This window comes from Massilia aurea (assembly GCF_024753205.1).
In the GTDB taxonomy this organism is placed as follows: Bacteria; Pseudomonadota; Gammaproteobacteria; order Burkholderiales; family Burkholderiaceae_D; genus Telluria; species Telluria aurea.
This window is the reverse complement of record NZ_JANUGZ010000001.1, coordinates 857,637-878,890: the sequence shown is the minus strand read 5'-3', so window position 1 is coordinate 878,890 and position 21,254 is coordinate 857,637. Positions and strand designations below refer to the sequence as shown.

Annotated in this window: 17 protein-coding genes and 1 tRNA gene; 10 read left to right on the top strand and 8 right to left on the bottom strand. The window is 65.9% G+C overall.

All coding sequences use genetic code 11. The features are described from left to right. Positions 1–8: 8 nt before the first annotated feature. The 6 genes from NX775_RS03660 to NX775_RS03635 form a co-directional block, all read right to left on the bottom strand. On the bottom strand, positions 9–242 hold the full coding sequence (locus tag NX775_RS03660) for a hypothetical protein (RefSeq protein WP_183558164.1): 234 nt from the start codon (positions 240–242) through the stop codon (positions 9–11). Between the two features lie 77 nt (positions 243–319). Further along, a tRNA-Met gene (locus NX775_RS03655) sits at positions 320–396 on the bottom strand. Positions 397–458: 62 nt separating this feature from the next. Continuing rightward, positions 459–1,601 (bottom strand): methyltransferase, encoded by a 1,143-nt coding sequence (locus tag NX775_RS03650; protein WP_258834759.1) that lies wholly within the window; start codon positions 1,599–1,601, stop codon positions 459–461. A gap of 19 nt (positions 1,602–1,620) precedes the next feature. After that, the gene (locus NX775_RS03645; RefSeq protein WP_183558170.1) at positions 1,621–1,830 is read right to left on the bottom strand and encodes a hypothetical protein; all 210 of its coding nucleotides are present in this window, start codon (positions 1,828–1,830) and stop codon (positions 1,621–1,623) included. Between the two features lie 56 nt (positions 1,831–1,886). Continuing rightward, positions 1,887–5,636: an AAA family ATPase gene (locus tag NX775_RS03640; RefSeq protein WP_258834758.1), complete on the bottom strand. Its 3,750-nt coding sequence runs from the start codon at positions 5,634–5,636 to the stop codon at positions 1,887–1,889. Further along, on the bottom strand, positions 5,633–6,904 hold the full coding sequence (locus tag NX775_RS03635; protein ID WP_258834757.1) for an exonuclease SbcCD subunit D C-terminal domain-containing protein: 1,272 nt from the start codon (positions 6,902–6,904) through the stop codon (positions 5,633–5,635). Before NX775_RS03635 ends, NX775_RS03640 begins: the two co-directional genes overlap by 4 nt. Positions 6,905–7,210: 306 nt before the next feature. Between NX775_RS03635 and NX775_RS03630 the strand changes: the two genes are divergently transcribed. From NX775_RS03630 to NX775_RS03590, 9 genes are all read left to right on the top strand, one after another. Next, the gene (locus NX775_RS03630) at positions 7,211–7,795 is read left to right on the top strand and encodes a hypothetical protein (RefSeq protein WP_258834756.1); all 585 of its coding nucleotides are present in this window, start codon (positions 7,211–7,213) and stop codon (positions 7,793–7,795) included. 77 nt (positions 7,796–7,872) lie between these two features. After that, positions 7,873–10,587 (top strand): DUF349 domain-containing protein, encoded by a 2,715-nt coding sequence (locus NX775_RS03625; RefSeq protein ID WP_258834755.1) that lies wholly within the window; start codon positions 7,873–7,875, stop codon positions 10,585–10,587. Further along, positions 10,584–11,042 (top strand): molybdopterin synthase catalytic subunit MoaE, encoded by a 459-nt coding sequence (gene moaE, locus NX775_RS03620; protein ID WP_183558183.1) that lies wholly within the window; start codon positions 10,584–10,586, stop codon positions 11,040–11,042. Before NX775_RS03625 ends, moaE begins: the two co-directional genes overlap by 4 nt. Continuing rightward, complete coding sequence (gene crcB, locus NX775_RS03615) at positions 11,027–11,413, top strand: fluoride efflux transporter CrcB (protein ID WP_258834754.1); 387 nt, start codon at positions 11,027–11,029, stop codon at positions 11,411–11,413. Before moaE ends, crcB begins: the two co-directional genes overlap by 16 nt. Positions 11,414–11,510: 97 nt before the next feature. After that, positions 11,511–11,936 (top strand): inner membrane protein YiaA, encoded by a 426-nt coding sequence (gene yiaA, locus NX775_RS03610; RefSeq protein ID WP_258834753.1) that lies wholly within the window; start codon positions 11,511–11,513, stop codon positions 11,934–11,936. Between the two features lie 113 nt (positions 11,937–12,049). After that, positions 12,050–14,656 (top strand): ATP-dependent chaperone ClpB, encoded by a 2,607-nt coding sequence (gene clpB, locus NX775_RS03605; RefSeq protein ID WP_258834752.1) that lies wholly within the window; start codon positions 12,050–12,052, stop codon positions 14,654–14,656. A 328-nt stretch (positions 14,657–14,984) separates the two neighbouring features. Further along, positions 14,985–16,283: an isocitrate lyase gene (gene aceA, locus NX775_RS03600; RefSeq protein ID WP_258834751.1), complete on the top strand. Its 1,299-nt coding sequence runs from the start codon at positions 14,985–14,987 to the stop codon at positions 16,281–16,283. 166 nt (positions 16,284–16,449) lie between these two features. Next, positions 16,450–17,769: a 23S rRNA (adenine(2030)-N(6))-methyltransferase RlmJ gene (locus tag NX775_RS03595; RefSeq protein ID WP_258834750.1), complete on the top strand. Its 1,320-nt coding sequence runs from the start codon at positions 16,450–16,452 to the stop codon at positions 17,767–17,769. 125 nt (positions 17,770–17,894) lie between these two features. Beyond that, on the top strand, positions 17,895–19,163 hold the full coding sequence (locus tag NX775_RS03590; protein ID WP_258834749.1) for an EAL and HDOD domain-containing protein: 1,269 nt from the start codon (positions 17,895–17,897) through the stop codon (positions 19,161–19,163). A 14-nt stretch (positions 19,164–19,177) separates the two neighbouring features. Here the strand turns inward: NX775_RS03590 and NX775_RS03585 are convergent, their stop codons facing one another. Both NX775_RS03585 and NX775_RS03580 read right to left on the bottom strand, forming a co-directional pair. Continuing rightward, on the bottom strand, positions 19,178–19,927 hold the full coding sequence (locus NX775_RS03585) for an SAM-dependent methyltransferase (protein ID WP_258834748.1): 750 nt from the start codon (positions 19,925–19,927) through the stop codon (positions 19,178–19,180). A 20-nt stretch (positions 19,928–19,947) separates the two neighbouring features. After that, complete coding sequence (locus NX775_RS03580) at positions 19,948–20,562, bottom strand: Maf-like protein (RefSeq protein ID WP_258834747.1); 615 nt, start codon at positions 20,560–20,562, stop codon at positions 19,948–19,950. Between the two features lie 96 nt (positions 20,563–20,658). On the opposite strand from NX775_RS03580, the gene NX775_RS03575 reads away from it, so the two are divergent. Further along, positions 20,659–21,156, top strand: coding sequence for a YceD family protein (locus tag NX775_RS03575; RefSeq protein WP_183558204.1), 498 nt, complete (start codon positions 20,659–20,661; stop codon positions 21,154–21,156). Positions 21,157–21,254 lie beyond the last annotated feature (98 nt).

The window sequence follows — 21,254 nt, the reverse complement described above, 5'->3', positions numbered from 1 at the left end:
GGCCGACGCTATTGGGGATCGGGCGCCCAGACCGGCAGGCCGGTCAGGTCGAGCTTGTCGTCGCGGCGCCAGACAGGCAGGCCGGAGTTGTCGGTTTCGTCGATCAGGCAGAGTTGTTCTTGCTTGAGCGAGCTGCGGCGGGGACGAGGGCCGGTGCGTTTGGGTTCGGTGACCGTATCGAGCGGCGCTGCCGGCTCGAAACCAGGCAGGTCGAACGTTGCGTGGTCTTTCTTGTCTCTCATCCTCTGCCTTCGAGGTTGCATTTTGTTGCCATAGAAAACAAAAGCCCGGCTCTGTGAGTCGGGCTTTTGTATTGAATTGGTTGCGGGGACAGGATTTGAACCTGTGACCTTCGGGTTATGAGCCCGACGAGCTGCCAGACTGCTCCACCCCGCAGCGCAATTATAGCGCGCTGCGCAGCAATATGCAATGCGCGACGTGCAGAGGGAGTAAATCCCTCAAATGGCGCTGCTGCGCAGGCGCCACAGCGACGTGACTTCCTGCGAGCGCGCCGCGTGCAGCGGATCGTCGGCATCGGTCGCGCGCGGGTGTACGGGCCGCGTGTCGTGGCGCTCGATGACTTCCAGGCCGCCCGCCGCAATCCATGCCAGCAACTGATCGCGGCTGCGCAGGCCCAGGTGTTCGGCAAAGTCCGACATGATCAGCCAGCCTTCGCCACCGGCCTCCAGATGGGCACCGAGGCCCGCCAGGAACGCGCGCAGCATGCGGCTGTCCGGATCGTAGATCGCATACTCGATCGCCGAACTCGGTTTGCCCGGCAGCCACGGTGGATTGCAGACCACCAGCGGCGCGCGGCCTTCCGGGAACAGGTCGGTCTGCGCGATCTCGACTTGTGCGCTCAGGCCCAGGCGCGCGATGTTTTCTCGCGCGCAGCCCAGCGCCCGCGGATCGACCTCGGTGGCCAGCACGGCTAGGCCGCGCCGCGCCAGCACGGCCGACAGCACGCCGGTGCCGGCGCCGATGTCGAACGCGCGCTGTGCACCGGCAGGCAGCGGCGCCTGCGCGACCAGCTCGACGTATTCGCCGCGCACGGGCGAAAACACGCCGTACCACGGGTGGATGCGGTCGTTCAGCGCCGGAATCATGACGCCCTTGCTGCGCCACTCGTGGGCGCCGATCACGCCCAGCAGCTCGCGCAACGAGGCGACATACGGCGCGTCGACCGGGCCGTAGGCTTCCAGGCAGGCCTGTTGCGCATCGGGCGCGCGGCGCAGGGGGATGCTGTGATCGGCCTCGAACGGCAGCACGAGCATCGCCAGCGTGCGGGCGCGCTGCAACTGGGACAGGCGATGGCGGTGGAATGCTTCGAGTGGCGTCGGGGCCGCCTTGCCAGCCTTGGCGCGGCGTGGGCGCTCGCCTTTGTGGTCGATCCGGCGCGCGAGCGCCTGCACCAGCTGGCGGGCGTTCTGGAAGTCGCCGCGCCACAGCAGCGCCGTGCCGTCCAGCGCGAGCCGGTACGCGGCGTCAGCGCTCATCGTGTCGTCGGCCAGCACGACCTTCTTTGGCGCGGGCCAGCCGCTCTCCGAGCGCCAGACGGCCGAGCGTTCGACGCCGTCCTCGACCCATTCGATGCGTGCCATCGCTTGATCCCTATTAGTATTAGTGATGGTGGTTCCAGTTGCCGTCGCTCGACGCCAGATAGGACGCAACGGCGTCGGCATTGCCGGTGGCGTGGCGCTTGACTTCACCGCAGCCGCAGATGCCCTGGTAAGGCTGGATGTGCGAGCAGGCGGAGACTTTTTGCAGGTAGACGGTGACTGGCTTGGTGCATTTCGCGCACTTGAATGTCAGGGTACGGGCTGGTTTCATGATCACGGAGCAGGTAAAGGAAAGGAGGGCGGCATTTTACACCGCCTGACTCGGTTTCATTCGACCACCACGGCGCTGCTGCCGCCACCCGCCGGGCGCACCAGCACCTTGGTTGCGATGCGCTCGGTCATCTCCTGCACGTGCGAGATCACGCCCACCTTGCGGCCCAGCGATTGCAGCGCGTCCAGGGCGTCCATCGCCACGCCCAGCGTTTCGCTGTCGAGGCTGCCGAAGCCCTCGTCGATGAAGAGTGATTCGACCCGCACCCGGTTCGACGACAGCGAGGCCAGGCCCAGCGCCAGCGCGAGCGAGACCAGGAACGATTCGCCACCGGACAGCGAATTGACCGAGCGCACCTCGCCGCCCATGTCCTGGTCGCGCACCATCAGCGCCAGCGACGGCATGCCCGCGTAGCTGACGCGCTCGAGGCGATAGCGTTTGGCCAGCTGCGCCAGGTGCGCGTTTGCATAGCCAAGCAGTACGTCGAGCGTGAACTGCTGCGCGTAGTTGCGGAACTTCTTGCCGTCGCTCGAACCGATCAGCTCCGACAGCTTGCCCCAGCGCTGCTCCTGCACCTGCTGCCCCTCGATCTCGCGCAGGCTGGACGCGGCGGCCACGCGCCGCTCGTCGTCCTGCATGACGCGCAGGCGCGCCGAGGTCGACGCTTCGATGGCCGCATGGTGCTCGGCCTGGATCGCCTCGAACGCCGCCGTGACGGCCTCGACCGGCTGGCCGGCCGGCGGGGCCGACGCCAGATGCGCCAGCCGCTGCGCGCGCCGCTCGTTCAGAATTGCCGTCGCCTGGCCGACCTCGGTATCGATCGTATTCAGAGCCGTGCGTTCCTGCGCCAGCCATGCGGCGCCCACTTGCAGCAGGCGGGCCAGCGCATCCAGATTGGCGATGTCGTCCACGCCGTCGGGATCCTTGCGGTAGTCCTCCAGCCAGTCGGCCAGGGCGGTGGCCGCCGCCGCGCCGGCGTTGTCGAGTTGCGCCACGCGCTCGACCAGGCCCGCCAGTGCCGTGCGCGCCGTCGTTTCGCCCTGTGCCGCGTGCTGCGCCACCAGCTGGCGCGCCGCGAGCGCTTCGCGCGCGCCGGTGACGGCGGCGTTCAGTTCGTGCTCGACGTCGCGTGCCGGGCGGCCTGCCCACAGCGCGGCGCGCGCCGTGCGTTTCTGTGTGAGTTCGGCGTCGATGCGCTCGAAGTCGAGTGCACTGCGTGCGCTGGCCGTATCGATCTCGGCGATGCGCGTGGCCAGCGCCGTTGTTTCCACGTCCAGTGTGGCAATTGCCGCAGTGGCGCGGGCCAGTGCGTCGGTCTGTTCACGCCATGCGGCGGCTTCCTGCGCACGCGCCCCGCGCCAGGTGGCTGGATCGCGTCGCCATGCCGCTTGCCAGCCATCGCCATGCGCATCGGCCAGCGGGGCGTCGAGTTCGGCCAGTAGCGCATCCAGTTGCGCGCTGGCTGCTTCGTGGCGCAGCGTGTGGGTCTTGAGCGCGGCCTGCAGGCCGGCTGCCGCTTCGCGCTCGGCTTCTGCTGCAGAGCGCAGGCGGGCCAGGTCGGACTGGGCAGCATCGACATCGTGCTGGGCCGCGTCGCGGGCGGCGGCAGCGGCGCGCCACTGTTGCTCTTGCCGTGCCAACTCGTCGACGGCGTCGCGCAGCGCGCTGCGCTGGGCGCTGAGCCAGTCGGCGCGTTCGGCTGCCGGTGGCGCGCCTGCTGCCAGCGGGTCGGCGTGCCAAGCCTGTTCGAGACTGGCAACGCGCGTGGCGAGCGTGCTGCGTTCGTGCGCCAGCGCCGCCAGCCGCTCGTGCGCCGCGCCCGCTGCGGCCGCGTGCTGCGCCTGCAGCGCCCCGTTGTCGCGCACGCGCAGGCGGCAGCCGTCCACTTCAGCGCGCAGGCTGGCCAGCATGTTCTTCAGCGGCGCAGCCTGATGGGCATACGGATGCTCGTGCGCGCCGCAGACGGGGCAGGGCGCGTCGTCCTCCAGGTTCGCACGCAGCTGTTCGACATCCGCTGCGCATGCGAGTTCCGCTGCCGCCAGCGAGCGCTCGGCCTGTGTCATGGCCGCTTCCAGCGCCGGGGCGCCAGCGCGTGCCTCGGCCAACCCCTGTTCGGCGCCTGAGCGCGCTGTCTCGACGCGGTCAACGTCGCGCGCAAGGTCGGCCAGCGTGGCGTGCGCGGCGGCCAGGTCGGTCCAGGTGCGCTCGGCCTGTGTCAGGCGTTCGCGGCGCACATCGAGACCCTGGCGTTCGGCGCCGATGGCGTCGGCATCGACGCCGGCCAGCGCCGCCATGGCCGCGCGGCGTGTCGTCTCCAGCGCGTCGAGGCGTGCGGTGCTGGCTACCAGCGCGCTCGTGGCTTGCGCTTCGCGCTCGGCAGCGCCCAGTGCCTGGGTTTGGATTGTTTCCGCCGCGGCCTGGTTGGCGGCCAGCGTGGCAAGCGTGTCTTCGCCCTGGCGCAGCAGGCGTTCCCATTGGCCCCAGGCGCCGGCCACCGCGTCCAGGCGCGACTGGGCTGCGAGCCAGGCGGCAGCGCCATCGCGGGCTTGTTGCGCACGTGCCAGTGCAGTCGATTTGGCCTGGTGCTGCTCACGCGCCTGGCGCGCCTGCGCGCGCGCGGCGTCGAGCGCCGACTGCGCCTGCAGATGGTTCGGCGCCAATGTCGCCAGCGCGGCATCGAGGGCCTTGGCATCGTCCAGTTGCGGCGCTGCCGCGCGCAGTGCCGCTTCGGCGGCGTCCAGCTGCACGGTGGCCGCGTCGGTCTCGGCCACGCTGGTGCGCCGCACCTCGAGCGCGGCCGCCAGCTGGGCCTGCGTCGTGTCGATGGCCGAATGGGCTTGCCGGCGCTCGGCTTCGAGGCGCTGCACGTCCAGGCTCAGGGGCCGCGCCGCCTGCACCGCGTCGAGCGTGGCCAGACGCTGGCGCCGCTCGCCGGCGTCCACGCGCTGCGCGTTGGCCGCCGCCAGGACTTGCTCGGCCTGCGCTTCGCCGCGCGTGAGCTTGTCTTGTTCCTGGTGCCAGCGCAATTGCCCCTCGAGCAGGGCGTGGCGATCGTCCAGCGCTTGCCGGGCCATGTCGGCGTTCGTGCGTTCGGTGTCCAGCAGCGCGCGGTCTTCCGGCGACAGCGGGGCGGCATTGGCCAATTTGGATTGCAGGACCTGGGTGCGGACCTGTTCGGCCTTGTAGCGCTCGAATGCCCGGCGCGAAATGTCGCTGTAGATCGTCGTCCCGGTGAGCGTTTCGAGCAGTTCGCCGCGCTCGTTTTCGTCGGTCTTCAAAAACGCCGAGAATTCGTTCTGGGCCAGCAGCACGGCGCGCGTGAACTGTTCGAACGACAGGCCGATGCGTTGCACGATCTCTGCCGCGGCTTCGGTGTTGGTGCCGCCCACGGGGATCAGTTCGGGCAGCCGGTTCAGCGAAATCTTGACCGGCTGCAGCGCGCCGTTCGGCTTGTTGCGCGAGCGCCGCACGGCCCAGCGGGCGCGGTAGCGGCGGTCGTCGCTTCCCACGAAGTCGACCTCGGCCCAGCCTTCGGCCGCGCCCCGGCGCAGCAGCGTGCGGGCATCCTGCGCGGTGACGGTTTCTTCGCCGACATCGGGCAGGCGCGTGCTCGAACGCTTCAGCAGGCGCGGCGTGTCGCCATACAGCGCCAGGCACAGCGCATCGAGCAGGGTGCTCTTGCCGGCGCCGGTCGGGCCGCTGATGGCAAACAGGCCGGCGGAGGCGAGCGGTTCGGATTCGAAATCGATGGCAAATTCGCCCGCGAGCGAAGCGAGGTTCTTGCCGCTGATACGCAGGATCTTCATCGCGGCTCACCTTCCACCGCGTGGAACAGTTCGGCAAACGACGCAATCTGCTCGGGTGGCGCTTCGGCGCCGTATTTCTGCAGCCACAGGCGGCGGAACACGTCGTCCGGTTGCAGCTGCGCCAGTTGATCCAGGCTCAGCGCGAGTTCCGTATCGTCGACGGCCACGTGCTTGCGGGTCGGTTCGATCTTGGCCAGGCGCACGGGTTTGCCAGCCAGTGCCGCCTCGATGCGCGCGCGCAGGCCGGGTTCGGGGCCGTCGAGCAGCACCCTGACTTCGAGGAAGGGCCAGGCGTGTTGTGGCAGGTCGGGATCGAGTTCGAGCGCCTCCAGGGCCGCGAGTGCCTCGTCGAGCGGCGCGGGCTTGGCCGGCACGCGCAGCAAGGCCACCGCGCGTGGCACGAACAGCGGCGTGATCTCCGCGGCACGATCCCCTTCCAGGTCGATTCGCAGCACCTGGTGCTGGTAATTGACTTCGGAAAACGACAGCGGCAGCGGACTGCCGCTGTAGCGCACGTTCTCGCGCCCGCCAACCTTCTGGGCCAAGTGCAGGTGGCCCAGCGCCGCATAGGCGATGCCCGGATCGAACATGCTGCTGGGCAGAGCCTCGGTGCCGCCGATGACGATGCGGCGCTCGGAGTCGAGCGACGCCTGGCCGTCGACCATATGACAGTGGCCCATGGCGATGATGGCCTGGCCATCCGTGGCGCGGGTACGCGCCAGCGCGTACGCCTGGCGGTACAGCAGGGTGGTGCCCTGCAGATACGGATCGAGCCCTGGCGCATCGCTGGCTGCATCGCCCGCCGCGGCGCGCAGACGCGGCACGTCGCCAGGGCGCAGGAACGGCACGGCCAGGCACCAGGCGGCCACCTTGCCGTCGCGGTCATGCAGCGGCACCAGCAGCCGGTCGAGGTCGACCTCGCCATCGCTGCTGCGCAATACATTGCCGACGATAATCGTGCCATAGGCCTCGAGCAGCGGCGTGGGCGCTTCCAGCCGGCCGGCCGAATCGTGGTTGCCCGCGATGACCACCACCTGCAGATGGGGCACGCGGCTGCGGGCCTGCTGCAGGAAGCGGTACAGCTGGCGATGCGCGGCCGACGACGGATTGGCGTTATCGAAAATATCGCCGGCTATCAGCAGCACGTCGATGCGCTCTTCGTCCAGCGTCCCGACCAGCCAGTCGAGGAAGCGCTGGTGTTCGTGGATCCGGTCGAAGTTGTGCAGGGTCTGGCCAAGATGCCAGTCGGAGGTGTGCAGCAGCCGCATGGGGAGTTCTACCGTTGGGAAAGCCGGGGCCTACTATAACGCAGCCGGCGACCGGTCGTGGCGCGCCGTGCAATACCATCTCGCAAGCATGTTGTGTGGGGAAAGTCGTCGTGCCTGACCCCGCTCTTGTTGTCAAATCGCATTTGACGAACATCAAACCTGGCCAGGACCGTGTCTCTACACTAGCTAGTTCTTGTCGCCGGTTACTACTACAAAATCCATCGCCGGCTACCCCGATACCCGCATTCCCAGCCGCTCCGGCATGGCCTCGCCATGCGCGCTGGCGGCGCATTGAGAGGAGACATCATGCTCACTTCCACCTACACCTTGGTGGCATTGTCCGTTGAACAGGCGCGGGTACGCGTCGATTTGCAGGCGCTGCTCGACCGCTGGCGGCCCGCCGCCTGGTGGGGCGAGCCGCCAGCGGCGCACCAGTACCAGGCGGCATGCGACGCGCTGCGCCAGGTCAGCGACGCGTGCCAGTGGCGCAAACTCGACAAGTTCGTGTTGCCGGCGCTGCGCCGGCGTGGCGCCGAGGCCGGCGCGCTGCTGGCCGAACTCGATGCGCTGAGCCGGCGCGCCAACGCCGCGCGCATGGCGGCCCAGGCCGCCGCTGCCGAAGGCGACCCCGGCTGCCTGGCAGCGCTCGAAGCATGTTGCGAACTGCTGCTCGAGCGCCTCGAACGCGAAGAGATCGAGTTGCTGCCGCTGGCGCGCACATTGATTCCCAGCGACCTCTGGTTCACGATCGCCAACCAGATGCTGGCCCATGACACGGTGCAGAACGAACACCGTGACGCCGGGCGCGGCATCGTGCGTGCCAGGCTTCCCGCAGAAGTTTCAACCAGGAAATCGCCCGCATTGCCACCTGTCGTGCCCATCGTGAATTAGCCGCTACGGCAGGGCGTGCGCGCCGGTTGACGCCATGTTCTTTGCTATGATGGCAGTTTTAGCGGTGCGAATTTCCTATGTTCGATTTTCTCTTCAAGCGGCAGGGCAGCAAGCCGGCCGCGTCCGGCGAGCAACAGGGCGCCGCCAAGCCGGCCCCGGCAAAATCGGGCGCTGCCCAGCCCGCCGTTAGCAAGACCGCTGGCAAAGCCGGTAGCAAAGCCGATAACAAGGCCAAGGCGGCCGCAGCCGCTGCTGCCGAGCAGACGGCAAACCAGGCCGCAGCGCAGGCTGCCGAGGCGCGCGCCGCCGTGGCCAGCGCCCGCGAGCGCCAGGCTACGCAGCTCAAGGCGCTCGGCAGCGACGAAGCTGCCGCCGCCGAGTTCATCCTGCAATCCCCGTTTTCCGAATTGCGCCTGGCCGCCGCCGAGCTGCTCCATGGTCGCGAGCACCTCGAGCGCGTGTACGGCGCGATGCGCAATGTCGATCGCCGCGTTGCCAAGCTCGTGCATGGCCGGCTGGATGCGATCCGCCACCATGAAGCCGAACTGCGTCGTGGTGAAGACACGCTGGCGCAGGCGCGCGCCATGCTGGCCGATGCGTTGCTCACGCCCAACCACGTTGGCGAACTCGACCGCAAATGGTCGGTCATCCGCGCGCCCGAACTCGCTGCCGACTTCGAGGCCGTACGCGCCCAGCTTGGCGCCCGTCTCGAAGCGCAGGTCCAGTTGCAGCGCGCCATGATCGATCGCCTGACGGCGCTGCGCCAGCTCGACGGGCAGGGGCTGGACGCCGCCGCGCTCGGCGAGACACTCGCCCGCCTGCAGCAGGAGCAAGCAGCGGCAATGGCCGATCCTGGCCACCCATCGCTGCCGCGCGCACTGGTGGGCGAGGTGAGCAATGAACTGGCACGCCTGACGGCCAGCCTGGCCACCGCCGAGAAGGATGCCGCAGCGCTGGCCGCCCGTGATGCGGCGCTCACCGCATGGGCGGCGCAGCCGCGAGAAGAATTGACGCCGGATGTCCTGCGCCGCGAATGGCAGCGTCTGCCGGCCATGCCTGCCAACGCCGCCACTGAAGAGTTGCAAGCGCGCTTCGACGCCTTGCTCGCGTCGTTCCCGCAAGCGGTCCGCAAGCCGAAAGCAGTTCAGGCCGCAGCGCCAGCCGATAGCGGCACCGCGCCTGCTAAAGACAAGGGCGCCGACCAGGCCTTCCTCGACCAGATGGACGCGCTCGAAGCCGCCCTGCAGCAGGGCTCGCTTGGCACCGCCGCCGAAATCGACAAATCGCTGAAGGACGCCAAGGACAAGGGCGTGCGCCTGACGGGCGCCCAGCTCGAGCACCTGACCCATCTGCGCGCCGACCTGAAACGTTTGTCGGACTGGGCGCGCTGGGGCGGTAATGTGTCGCGCGAAGAATTGATCAAGACAGTCGAGACGCTGGCCACGCAGAACCTGGCGATGGGCGAGCTGGCCAAGAAGGTCGGCAGCATGCGCGAGCGCTGGAAGGCGCTCGACACCTTGTCCGGCCCGGCGCCGCGCAGCCTGTGGGAGCGCTTTGACGCCGCCTGCAGCGCTGCTTACGCACCGGCCGCCGCGCATTTCCGCCAGCTGGCCGACGAGCGCCACGCGAATGCCGCGCGCGGCCAGGCGCTGGTCGACGAAGCCCAGGCCGAGATCGCCAATCTGCAGCAGGATAATGCCGACTGGAAGCACGTGTCGGCCACCGTCCAGCGCCTGCGTACGGCCTGGAGTCATCTGGGCGCGGTCGACCGCAAGGAAAAGAAACGTCTTGATGGCTTGTTCTCCGAGGCACTGACCACGTTGCAGCGGCCGCTGGAAAACCAGCGCAAGGTCGAAGTCGCCGTGCGCGAACAACTGATCGAAGAAGTCCACAAGCTCGACCCGAACGAACGGCATGCCGTCGATATGCTGCGCGAGTTGCAGAGCCGCTGGCAAGACCATGCGCGTGCGCTGCCGCTCGAACGCAAGGCCGAGCAGGCGCTGTGGCAGCGTTTCCGCGCCGCCTGTGACGCACTGTTTGCGGCCCGCAAGGAGCATGCACACGCGGCCGACAGCGAACGCCGCACCCACGAAGCGGCCAAGGAAGCGTTGTGCGCCCGTCTCGAAGCGGCGGCGCTCGATGCCACGCCGTCCAACGTCGCCAGAATGTTGCGTGAAGCCGCGGCCGAATGGCAGGCGATCGGCCCGGTGCCGCGCGCCCACGAGGCGCGCATCGAGGGCCGTTACCAGGCTGCTGTAGCCCAGGTGCAGGCCCAGGTGGCCGAGGTGCGGCGCGCCGCCGACACGGTCCTGGCCGGCGTCGTGCGCGACAAGCTGCGCCTGATCCAGGCGCTCGAAACGGCGCTCGCCGATCCGGACAGCAATGCCGGCACCCATACGCAGGGAGATGACTGGCGTGCCCGCTGGGCGGCACTGGCGCCGGTGGACGGTGGTTACGAGCCGATTCTGCAGAAGCGGTTTGACGCAGCGCTGGCGGCACTCGAAGGCGATCGCGCCGCGTATGCGCGCCAGCTCCAGGAAAACCGGCCGCGCCTGTTGAACGATCTGCTGCGCCTGGAGATTGCCGCCGGCATCGACAGCGGCGCCGAATTCGCCCGCGACCGCCTGCGCCTGCAGGTCGAGGTGCTGCAAAGCTCGCTCAAGTCTGGCCAGAAGCCGGGCGGCAACACGGCTGAACTGCGCGCATTGCTGGCGCTGCCAGCCCTGGCCGACGTGCGCACCGAAACGCGTATCGAGTGCCTGATGCTGCGCCAGCCGAAGGAGGCTTCATGAACAATGTCCGTGTGCAAACGGGCGACTTCGACCTCGGCCTCGAAGTCGCGCGCCTGCGCGAGGGCGACGCCCGGGTCGGCGCTGTCGTCGCGTTCGTCGGCACCGTGCGCGACCTGAATGACGGCGCGCAGGTCGCCGCAATGGAGCTCGAGCACTATCCCGGCATGACCGAGAAAGCGCTCGACGACATCGCGGCCCAGGCCGCCGCGCGCTGGCCCCTGTTCGCCACCCTGGTCATCCACCGCGTGGGGCCGCTGCTGCCGCTCGATCAGATCGTGCTGGTGGCGGTGACCGCCGCGCACCGGGGCGATGCGTTCGCGGCCTGCGAATTCATCATGGATTACCTGAAGACGGAAGCGCCGTTCTGGAAGAAGGAAGACACGCCGGACGGCGCGCGCTGGGTCGATGCGCGCGTGACGGACGATACAGCGCGGGCGCGGTGGCAAGCCCGCTGAATTTTCTCGCGATCGGGCTCGGCGCCGCGATTGGCGCCTGGCTGCGCTGGGGGCTGGGGCTGTGGCTGGGCAGCCTGCACGGCTTTGTCCAGATCGGCACGCTGGCGGCCAACCTGCTCGGTGGCTTTCTGATCGGCTGTGCGCTCGCGTTCTTTGCCGACCAGCCGGGTCTGGCGCCGCACTGGCGCCTGTTCATTATTACCGGCTTCCTCGGTGGCTTGACGACCTTCTCCAGCTTTAGTGGTGAATCGATGACGCTGCTGCAGCGCGGCGACATTGGCTGGGCGCTGGCGCACACGGCGTTGCACCTGATCGGCTCGCTGCTGTGCTGCATGGCCGGTTTCGCCCTGCTGCGTACCCTGCGCGGGTAAAGTCGGCAAAGCAGGGCGGGTTTGCCTGACAACGCACAATTTGCCCGGTTGAAGCATGCTAGAGTTTCCGTCCAGTAAATACATACGGGGCTCGATCATGCATACCCATTACCGGCCGACCGCGGCCTTCGTCGGCGCCTCCTGGGGCGCGCTCATCATCGGCATGGCCGCCTATCTGATTGGCCTCTGGAACGCCCAGATGCAGCTCAATGAAAAAGGTTATTACCTCGTGCTGCTGCTGTACGGGCTGTTCGCCGCCATTTCACTACAAAAAACGGTGCGCGACCGCGCGGAAGGCGTGCCGGTCACGGGCCTGTACTCGTCGCTGTGCTGGTTCTCGCTGATGGCAGCGATCGGGCTGCTGGGCATCGGCCTCGTCAACGCCACGCTGGCGCTGAGCGAAAAAGGTTTTTATGCGATGTCGTTTGCGCTGTCGCTGTTTGCCGTTGTTGCCGTGCAAAAGAACGTGCGCGATCTGCAGGCTGCCGGGCCAGCGCCCGAGTCCAGGTTGTCCGACAGTTAAGTACTATTCTTCCTGTAGGTGTTTTTCTTACGTACTGCCCGACGGGGTGCTTGAAATGCATCCCGTCATCCCAATCTTGTATCGCAACCAAGAACAAACTCAGGAGTCACACCATGCGACAAGATAAATTGACGACCAAGCTCCAGGAAGCGCTGGCGGATGCCCAGAGCCTGGCGGTCGGCAACGACAACCAATACATTGAAACGGTCCACCTGCTGGTGGCGCTGTTGAACCAGGACGACGGCAGTGCGCGCTCGCTGCTGCAGCGCGCCGGCGTGAACGTCGGCGCGCTGTCTAATGCGCTGAAAGCCTCGCTCGAGCGCCAGCCGAAGGTCACCGGTACCGGTGGCAACGTCCAGGTCGGGCGCGACCTGATGGGCCTGTTGAACCTGGCCGATCGCGAAGCGCAAAAGCGCGGCGATGGTTTCGTCTCGTCCGAGATGATCCTGCTGGCGCTGTTGGAAGACAAGTCCGACGCCGGCCGCCTGGCGCGTGAAAACGGCCTGGCGAAAAAGTCGCTCGAGGCGGCGATCCAGGCCGTGCGCGGTGGCGAAAGCGTCAATTCGCCCGAAGCCGAAGGCCAGCGCGAATCGCTCAAGAAATACACGCTCGACCTGACCGAGCGTGCCCGCGCCGGCAAGCTCGATCCGGTGATCGGCCGCGACGATGAAATCCGCCGCGCGATCCAGGTGCTGCAGCGCCGCAGCAAGAACAATCCGGTCCTGATCGGTGAGCCGGGCGTGGGCAAGACGGCCATCGTCGAAGGCCTGGCGCAGCGCATCGTCAATGGCGAAGTGCCCGATTCGCTCAAGGGCAAGCGCGTGCTGTCGCTCGACATGGCCTCGCTCCTGGCCGGCGCGAAGTTCCGCGGCGAATTCGAAGAGCGCCTGAAAAGCGTGCTGAAAGAGCTGGCGCAGGACGAAGGGCAGACGATCGTCTTCATTGACGAGCTGCACACGATGGTTGGCGCCGGCAAGGCCGAAGGCGCGATGGACGCCGGCAATATGCTCAAGCCGGCGCTGGCGCGCGGCGAGCTGCACTGCGTCGGTGCGACCACGCTCGACGAGTACCGCAAGTATGTCGAGAAGGATGCTGCGCTCGAGCGCCGCTTCCAGAAGATCATCGTCGACGAGCCAAGTGTCGAGGCGACGATTGCCATCCTGCGCGGGCTGCAGGAGAAATACGAGCTGCACCACCAGGTCGACATCACTGATGCGGCGATCATCGCGGCGGCCGAGCTGTCGCACCGCTACATCACCGACCGCTTCCTGCCCGACAAGGCCATCGACCTGATCGACGAAGCGGCGGCCAAGATCAAGATCGAGATCGATTCGAAGCCCGAAGTCATGGACCGCCTCGAGCGCCGCATGATCCAGCTGAAGATCGAACGCGAAGCCGTGCGCCGCGAGACCGATGAAGCGTCGCAGCGCCGTCTCGAGCTGCTGGGCGACGAAATCACGCGCCTGGAGCGCGAGTACAACGACTTCGAAGAAATCCTGAAAGCCGAAAAGGCCGCGGTGCAGGGCACCACGCACATCAAGGAAGAGATCGAGCGCATCCGCTACCAGATGGAAGAAGCGCGCCGCCAGAGCAACTGGCAGCAGGCCTCCGAGCTGCAATATGGCCGCCTGCCGGAACTCGAAGCGCAGCTGCGTGACGCTGAAGCCAGCACCGCGCGCGCCGAACTCGACGGCCAGAAGCCCAAGCTGCTGCGTACGCAGGTTGGCGCCGAGGAAATTGCCGAAGTGGTCTCGCGCGCGACCGGCATTCCCGTCACGCGCATGCTGCAGGGCGAGCGCGACAAGCTGCTGCACATCGAGGACGAGCTGCACAAACGCGTCGTGGGCCAGAACGAAGCCATCGAAGCGGTGTCGGACGCGATCCGCCGTTCGCGCGCCGGCCTGTCCGACCCGGATCGCCCGTATGGTTCGTTCATGTTCCTGGGCCCGACCGGTGTCGGTAAAACCGAGCTGTGCAAGGCGCTGGCCGGCTTCCTGTTCGATACGCAGGACGCGATGATCCGCATCGACATGAGCGAATTCATGGAGAAACACTCGGTTGCCCGCCTGATCGGCGCGCCACCGGGGTATGTGGGCTATGAAGAGGGCGGTTACCTGACCGAAGCCGTGCGGCGCAAGCCGTACAGCGTGATCCTGCTCGACGAGATCGAAAAGGCGCACCCGGACGTGTTCAATGTGCTGCTGCAGGTGCTGGACGATGGCCGCATGACCGATGGCCAGGGTCGCACGGTCGACTTCAAGAACACGGTGATCGTGATGACGTCGAACCTCGGTTCGCACCGGATCCAGGCGATGGAAAGCGATGAGCCGGCTGTTGTGAAGATGGCGGTGATGGCCGAGGTGCGCGGGCACTTCCGCCCCGAGTTCATCAACCGTATCGACGAGATCGTGGTGTTCCATGCACTGGATGAGAAGAACATCGGCGCGATTGCCCGCATCCAGCTTCAGATCCTGGAAGCGCGCCTTGCGAAGATGGACATGACGCTCGACATCGACGAAGAGGCGCTGCAGAAGATCGCCGAAGTGGGTTACGACCCGGTGTATGGCGCACGGCCGCTCAAGCGGGCGATTCAGCAGCAGATCGAGAATCCGCTGTCGAAAGCGATCCTGTCGGGCCGCTTTGGACCGAAGGATGTGATTCCGGTCCGGGTGCGGGGTGGCGAGCTGACCTTCGGCGAGCAGACCGAACTGGCGAAGTAAGCCGGTTCGGTTGAAATGAAAAGGGCGCGGCAATTGCCGCGCCCTTTGTCGTTTCTTGACGGGAAATAAGACGCCATATTTCAGGATGCGAAATGATCGTCGTGCAATGCGAAATGCGCAGCATGCCAGCCACCGCTTTTCTTACCATCGTAAGAAATTTCATTCCGCATCATGATATCGAGAATGCAAGCCATTGATATCGTTAGTAATTATTTTAGTCGTATGTCTTATAGAAGACTGATGGTGCCACGCACAAACGGCTATATGATTGTTTCAACGGAATCGCATGCTTGATCAAACGTCTTACCACCCTTCAGGAGAACACACCATGACTACCCGTGAACAGCAAATCGCCGAACTGCAGCAAGACTGGGACACCAATCCACGCTGGAAAGGCGTCGTGCGCAATTACACCGCCGCCGACGTCGTCCGTCTGCGCGGCTCGGTGCGCATCGAGCACACGCTGGCCAAGCGCGGCGCCGAGAAGCTGTGGAGTCTGGTCAATGACGAGCCGTATGTGAACGCCCTGGGCGCGCTGACCGGCAACCAGGCCATGCAGCAGGTGAAAGCGGGCCTGAAGGCGATCTACCTGTCGGGCTGGCAAGTGGCAGGTGACGCCAACGCCGCTGGCGAAATGTACCCGGACCAGTCGCTGTATCCGGCCAACTCGGTGCCGCTGGTCGTGCGCCGCATCAATAACACCTTCCAGCGCGCCGACCAGATCCAATGGTCGGAAGGCAAGGATGACATCGATTACTTCGCCCCGATCGTGGCCGACGCCGAAGCCGGTTTCGGCGGCGTGCTCAATGCCTACGAATTGATGAAGTCGATGATCGAAGCCGGCGCATCGGGCGTGCACTTCGAGGATCAGCTGGCCTCGGTCAAGAAATGCGGCCACATGGGCGGCAAGGTGCTGGTGCCGACCCGCGAAGCCATCGAAAAACTCAACGCCGCCCGCCTGGCAGCCGACGTGATGGGCACCACGACGCTCGTGATCGCCCGCACCGACGCCGAAGCTGCCGACCTGCTCACGTCCGATGTGGATGCCAACGACAAGGAATTCTGCACCGGCGAGCGCACGGTCGAAGGTTTCTTCCGCGTCCAGCCGGGTGTCGAGCAAGCGATTTCGCGCGGCCTGGCCTATGCACCGTTTGCCGACCTGGTCTGGTGCGAAACCGGCAAGCCCGACCTCGAGTTTGCGCGCCGCTTTGCCGATGCGATCCACGCCAAGTTCCCGGGCAAGATGCTGGCCTATAACTGCTCGCCGTCGTTCAACTGGAAAAAGAATCTGGACGACGCGACCATCGCCAAATTCCAGCGTGAGCTGGGCGCGATGGGTTACAAGTTCCAGTTCATCACGCTGGCCGGCTTCCACTCGCTCAATTACGGCATGTTCAATCTGGCCCACGGCTATGCACGCACCGGCATGTCGGCCTTTGTCGAGCTGCAAGAGGCCGAGTTCGCTGCCGCCGAAAAAGGGTTCACGGCAGTCAAGCACCAGCGCGAAGTGGGCACCGGTTACTTCGACGCCGTGACCCAGGCCATCCAGCAGGGACAGAGCTCGACGACGGCGCTGCACGGCTCGACTGAGGACGAACAGTTCTTCGAAGAAAAGAAAGTCGCCTGACCAGCACATTGATGGCACGCCGGCCGCAACCTCACGAGGGTTGCGGCTTTTTTTATGTGAACCACAGATCCCACCGATTCCCAGCCGGGCCCGGTTGTAGTGGATAATGGCGCCTAATATCGCCGCCAGTTTCGCGCGGCAACGTCACTTTTAGGAATTCCAGCTTATGTTGAGCTACCGCCACGCCTTCCACGCGGGTAACCATGCCGATGTCCTCAAGCACTTCATTCAGGTGCAACTGCACCAGTACATGAACCAGAAGGATGCCGCCTATACCTATATCGATACCCACTCGGGCGCCGGCGTGTACGCACTCGACAGTTTCCAGTCGACCAAGACCGCCGAATTCGATACCGGCATCGGCCCGCTGTGGGCGCTCACTGACGTTCCGGCACCCCTCAAGGAATACCTCGATCTGATCAAGGGCATGAACCCGAGCGGCAAGATGCGCTATTACCCGGGCTCGCCGTATGTTGCCGAGCAGATGGCGCGCGAGCAGGACCGCCTGCGCCTGTTCGAGCTGCACCCGGCCGATTGCAAGATTCTGGCCGATAACTTCCGCAAGCTGGACGCGCACAAGGCCGAGCAGGGAGAGCGCTCGCGCGGCCGCCGCGTGATGATCGACCGGGGCGACGGCTTCGACAGCATGAAGGCCCTGCTGCCGCCACCGTCACGCCGCGCGCTGGTGCTGATCGACCCTCCGTACGAAGTCAAGGATGACTACAAGCGTGTGAAAGAAGCCCTCGACGATGCGCTGCTGCGCTTCCCGAGCGGCATCTACGCTGTCTGGTATCCGGTACTGCAGCGCATGGAATCGCGCCAGTTTGCCGATCGCCTGAAGCGCGTGCCGGCCAAGGAGTGGCTGAACGTTACGCTGACGATCCAGACGCCGACCCCGGACGGCACGGGCCTGCACAGCTCCGGCATGTTCATCCTGAACCCGCCGTACACGCTCGAGCCGATCCTGCGCGAAGTGCTGCCGTATCTTGTGCGGGTGCTGGGCAAGGATGCCGGCGCACGCTTCACGATCGAAAAAGGCACCCAGGTCACGGGCACGGCCCTCGGCCGCAGCGCCAGCCGCACCGACGGCGCCGCCGGCATGCCGCGCCAGCCGATCGGCAATGCGCGCCGCGCCAGCCCGCTGTCGGGCAAGGGCAGTCTGCGCCTGCCGGGCCAGGTCATGCCGCGTGAAGGTGACGAGCCGGCAGTGCCGGTCAAGCCATCGCGCACGGGTACCGGCACCGGCGCGGGCCGTCCGACGCAGAGCACAGGCCGTCCAACGCAGGATGCTGGCCGGCCGGGCGCGCCACCGCGCTCGAGTGCGCCGAAGAGTGCCGCACCGCGCGCGCCCCGTGCACCGGGCGCCCCATCGCGCGCGGCGTCGGATACTGCCGCCCCACGTGCACCCCGCACCGGTGGCGATCGCCCGGCGACGCCGGGTGCACCGCGCACCGGCCGCACCCGCCAGGGCGGCGGCCGCAGCTAGCGTTCGATTTGATGTCGAAATGCTAAGATTGATGTTTTTGTAGTATAGTCGGTGCAGGTGGCGCGCGGGTGCGTGCTGCCAGCGCGCCGCGATCCGCCGCGACAGTTTCCAGGAGTAATATTTCAATGCATGCTGATGCAACGGCAGCGGTCTTGGTGCCGTCTGACGATTTTTTCCTCGCACGGCAACCCATTCTCGGGCGCGACCAGCAATTGCTGGCGTTCGAACTGCTGTTTCGTGCTGCCGGCGAGGACGAAGACGCCAAGCTGACCGACGGCGCCGCCGCGACGGCGGCCGTCATTTCGCACGCGTCCCAGCTTGGCATGGAGCAGGTGGTGGGCGATCAGCTCGCGTTCGTCAATGTCGACGCTGTCGTCCTGATGAGCGACTTCGTGCGCTTCCTGCAGCCGCATAAAGTCATTCTCGAAATCCTGGAAACCGTCAAGCCCACGCCCGAGTTGCTGGCGCGGGTGGACGAACTCAAAAACCTCGGCTTCAAGTTCGCCGTCGACGACGTCATCGAGCATTCGCCCGAACTCGATCAGCTGATCTCGCTGATCGACATCATCAAGGTCGATATCAAGGGCGTGGCCCCGGATGCATTGAGCGGTCTGGTCGCGTCGTTGAAAAAGACCGGCAAGCGCCTGTTGGCCGAAAAAGTCGAGACGATCGAAGAGTTCAAGCTGTGCATGGAACTCGGTTTTGAATACTTCCAGGGGTATTATTTTGCGCGACCGGTGATCCTCAGCGGCCGCAAGATTGCCCCGACCGAAGTCGTGCTGCTGCGCTTGCTTGAGCTCGTCAATTCCAACGCCGACAACCAGACCATCGAGACGGCCGTCAAGCGCGACGCGCTGGTCAGCCTGAACTTGCTGCGCTTGGTCAACAGCCGCGCAGTGCCCGGTCCGCGTATCGAATCGCTGTCACAGGCGCTGGCGGTGCTGGGCCGGCGCCAGCTGGGCCGCTGGCTGCAGATCCTGCTGTACACGGCTGCGGGTGCGCAAGTCTCGCTTCACTCGCCGTTGCTGCAGCTGGCCACCACACGCGGCAAACTCCTCGAACTGATGACGCTGCGCGTGCGCCCCGGCGACACGGCCAGCGCCGACCGCGCCTTTACGGTCGGCATCATGTCACTGGCCGAAGCGCTGTTCTCGGTGCGCATGGCCGACATCCTCGTGCATGTCGAGGTCGCGCATGACGTACGCGACGCGCTGATCGACCGCGATGGCGACTTCGGCACGATGTTGCGCATCGCCGAGCTGCTCGAGACGGCCGTCGGCGGCCGCAAGCTCAATGCCGAACTCAAGAAGATCGGGCTGACGGTGCCCGAGGTACGCGAGATCGAACTGGCCGCGTTCGACTGGGTCCGCGAGCTGACCCACGACGTGCGCTGAGTTCGACCTCTCCCTTATTGCCCCAGCAGCAGGAACACGGTCGGCTTCTTGTGGAAGTCCGGCCCCTTGTCGCCCGCCAAGGCCGCCTTCCATTTTGCCGCCGTCATGGTGCGCACCGACTCGCTCGGCAGCGACAGGTCGGTGGCCACGCACACCAGCGTGCCCGGCTGGCAGCCCGCCACCAGCGCCTCGAGCATCACGCCATTGCGATACGGCGTTTCGATGAACAGCTGCGTCTGGCGCTCGCCGCGTGAGCGGGTTTCCAGCTCGCGGATGCGCTTCGTGCGCAGCGCCGCATCGGTCGGCAGATAGCCGTTGAACGCGAAACTCTGGCCGTTCAGGCCACTGGCCATGACGGCCAGCAGCAGCGACGACGGGCCGACCAGCGGCCGCACGGCAATCCCATGCTGATGCGCCAGGCGCACGAGGTCGGCGCCGGGATCGGCCACCGCTGGCACACCCGCCTCTGACACGAGGCCCGCATCGCGCCCCGCCAGGAGCGGCGCCAGCAATTGCGTCAGCGCCGCGGCCGGCGTGTTCACGTTCAGTTCGGCGATCTCGATTTCCTGCAGCGGCTTGGCCAGCGGATGGTCGATCGCGATCAGTTTCAGGAACGCGCGCGCTGTCTTGGCGTTTTCGGCCACAAAATAGTCGAGCGAGCTGGTCAGTGCCTGCACTTGCGTCGGCAGCAGGCTGTTCAGGCAGCCGGGCGCGGCGTCGAGTGGGCCGAGGGTATTGGGAATCAGGTACAGGGTGCCGGGCATGGGTCGTTTCAGGTAAGTGGTCAGGTGCCGAAGAAGCGCACACCGGCGCGCCGCAGCATGCCGGTCAGGGCGATGAGCGGCAAGCCGGTGAGGGCGGTCGGATCAAGCGAGTGGATGTGGTCGATCAGGGCGATGCCCAGGCCTTCGTTCTTGGCGCTGCCGGCGCAATCGTATGGCTGTTCGATGCGCAGATAGGCGTCGAGTTCGGCATCTGGCAGGTCGCGAAAGCGCACGCGGACCTGCACATTGTCGACCTGGGCAGCAGCGGCAGGGTTCGCAGCGCGCCCGTCCCACAGGCACAGCGCCGTATGAAACACGACTTCACGGCCCCGCATCAATTGCAGCTGCGCCAGCGCGCGCGCATGGTCACCCGGCTTGCCGATCTGCAGATCGTCGAGTGTGGCGACCTGGTCGGAGCCGATCACGAGCGCACCCGGATGCAGCTTTGCCACGGCCTCGGCCTTGGCGCGCGCCAGGCGCAGCGCGGTCGCCGGCGGTGTTTCGCCTGGCAGCGGGGTTTCATCGAGATCGGGTGCGATGGCCTCGAACGGCAGGCCAAGCCGGCCCAGCAATTCGCGCCGGTACGCCGAGCTCGAGGCGAGGATCAGGCGGGGCGGGGTGGAACTTGGTAGCATGCGGCCCTCGGGATAAATCGGCAGCGAAGCCACAGTTTCATGGCGCTGCGGTGAAAAGCCTGCTATTATCGCAGGTTTTCCGGGACGACTTTCTAAATGAGCGCTTTCATTATTGATGCCTTCGAGTTTTGCAAGAGCGATGGTTTTCGTGAAGGCAGCACGCCCCTGGTCGAGATGACCCGGCTGGCCGCAGAGAGTTCCGAAAAAGGCGGCGACATCCGCTGGACGATGCAAGGTGGTCAAACCCGTCACGGTTATCCGTCGCTGACCCTTGAGGTCGCCGGTCACGTGAAGCTGGAATGCCAGCGTTGCCTGCAACCCATGGATTACGAAATCGATTCGTCGACCATGCTGGTGCTGGGTAAGGATGACGAAGAAGCCGATGCCATCGAGATCGTTCTCGACGATGACAGCATCGATGTGATCGTTGGCAGCCATACCTGCGATATTCGTCAGTTGCTCGAAGACGAAGCGCTGCTGGCGTTGCCGCAGTCGCCAAAGCACGATGTCTGCCCAGAAAACAAGCTGTTGGACAGCCTGAAGAACGAGAAGCCGTCGCCATTTGCCGGCCTCAAGAATCTCAAGACAGAGTGATGTAGTACCAAATACAGCAGGATCGGTTTCGCAGTACGGTGGCGGCAGCGTAGAAAGAATGTCGCCCAAAATTTGCAAAAAGAATGTGTCAGACGCGT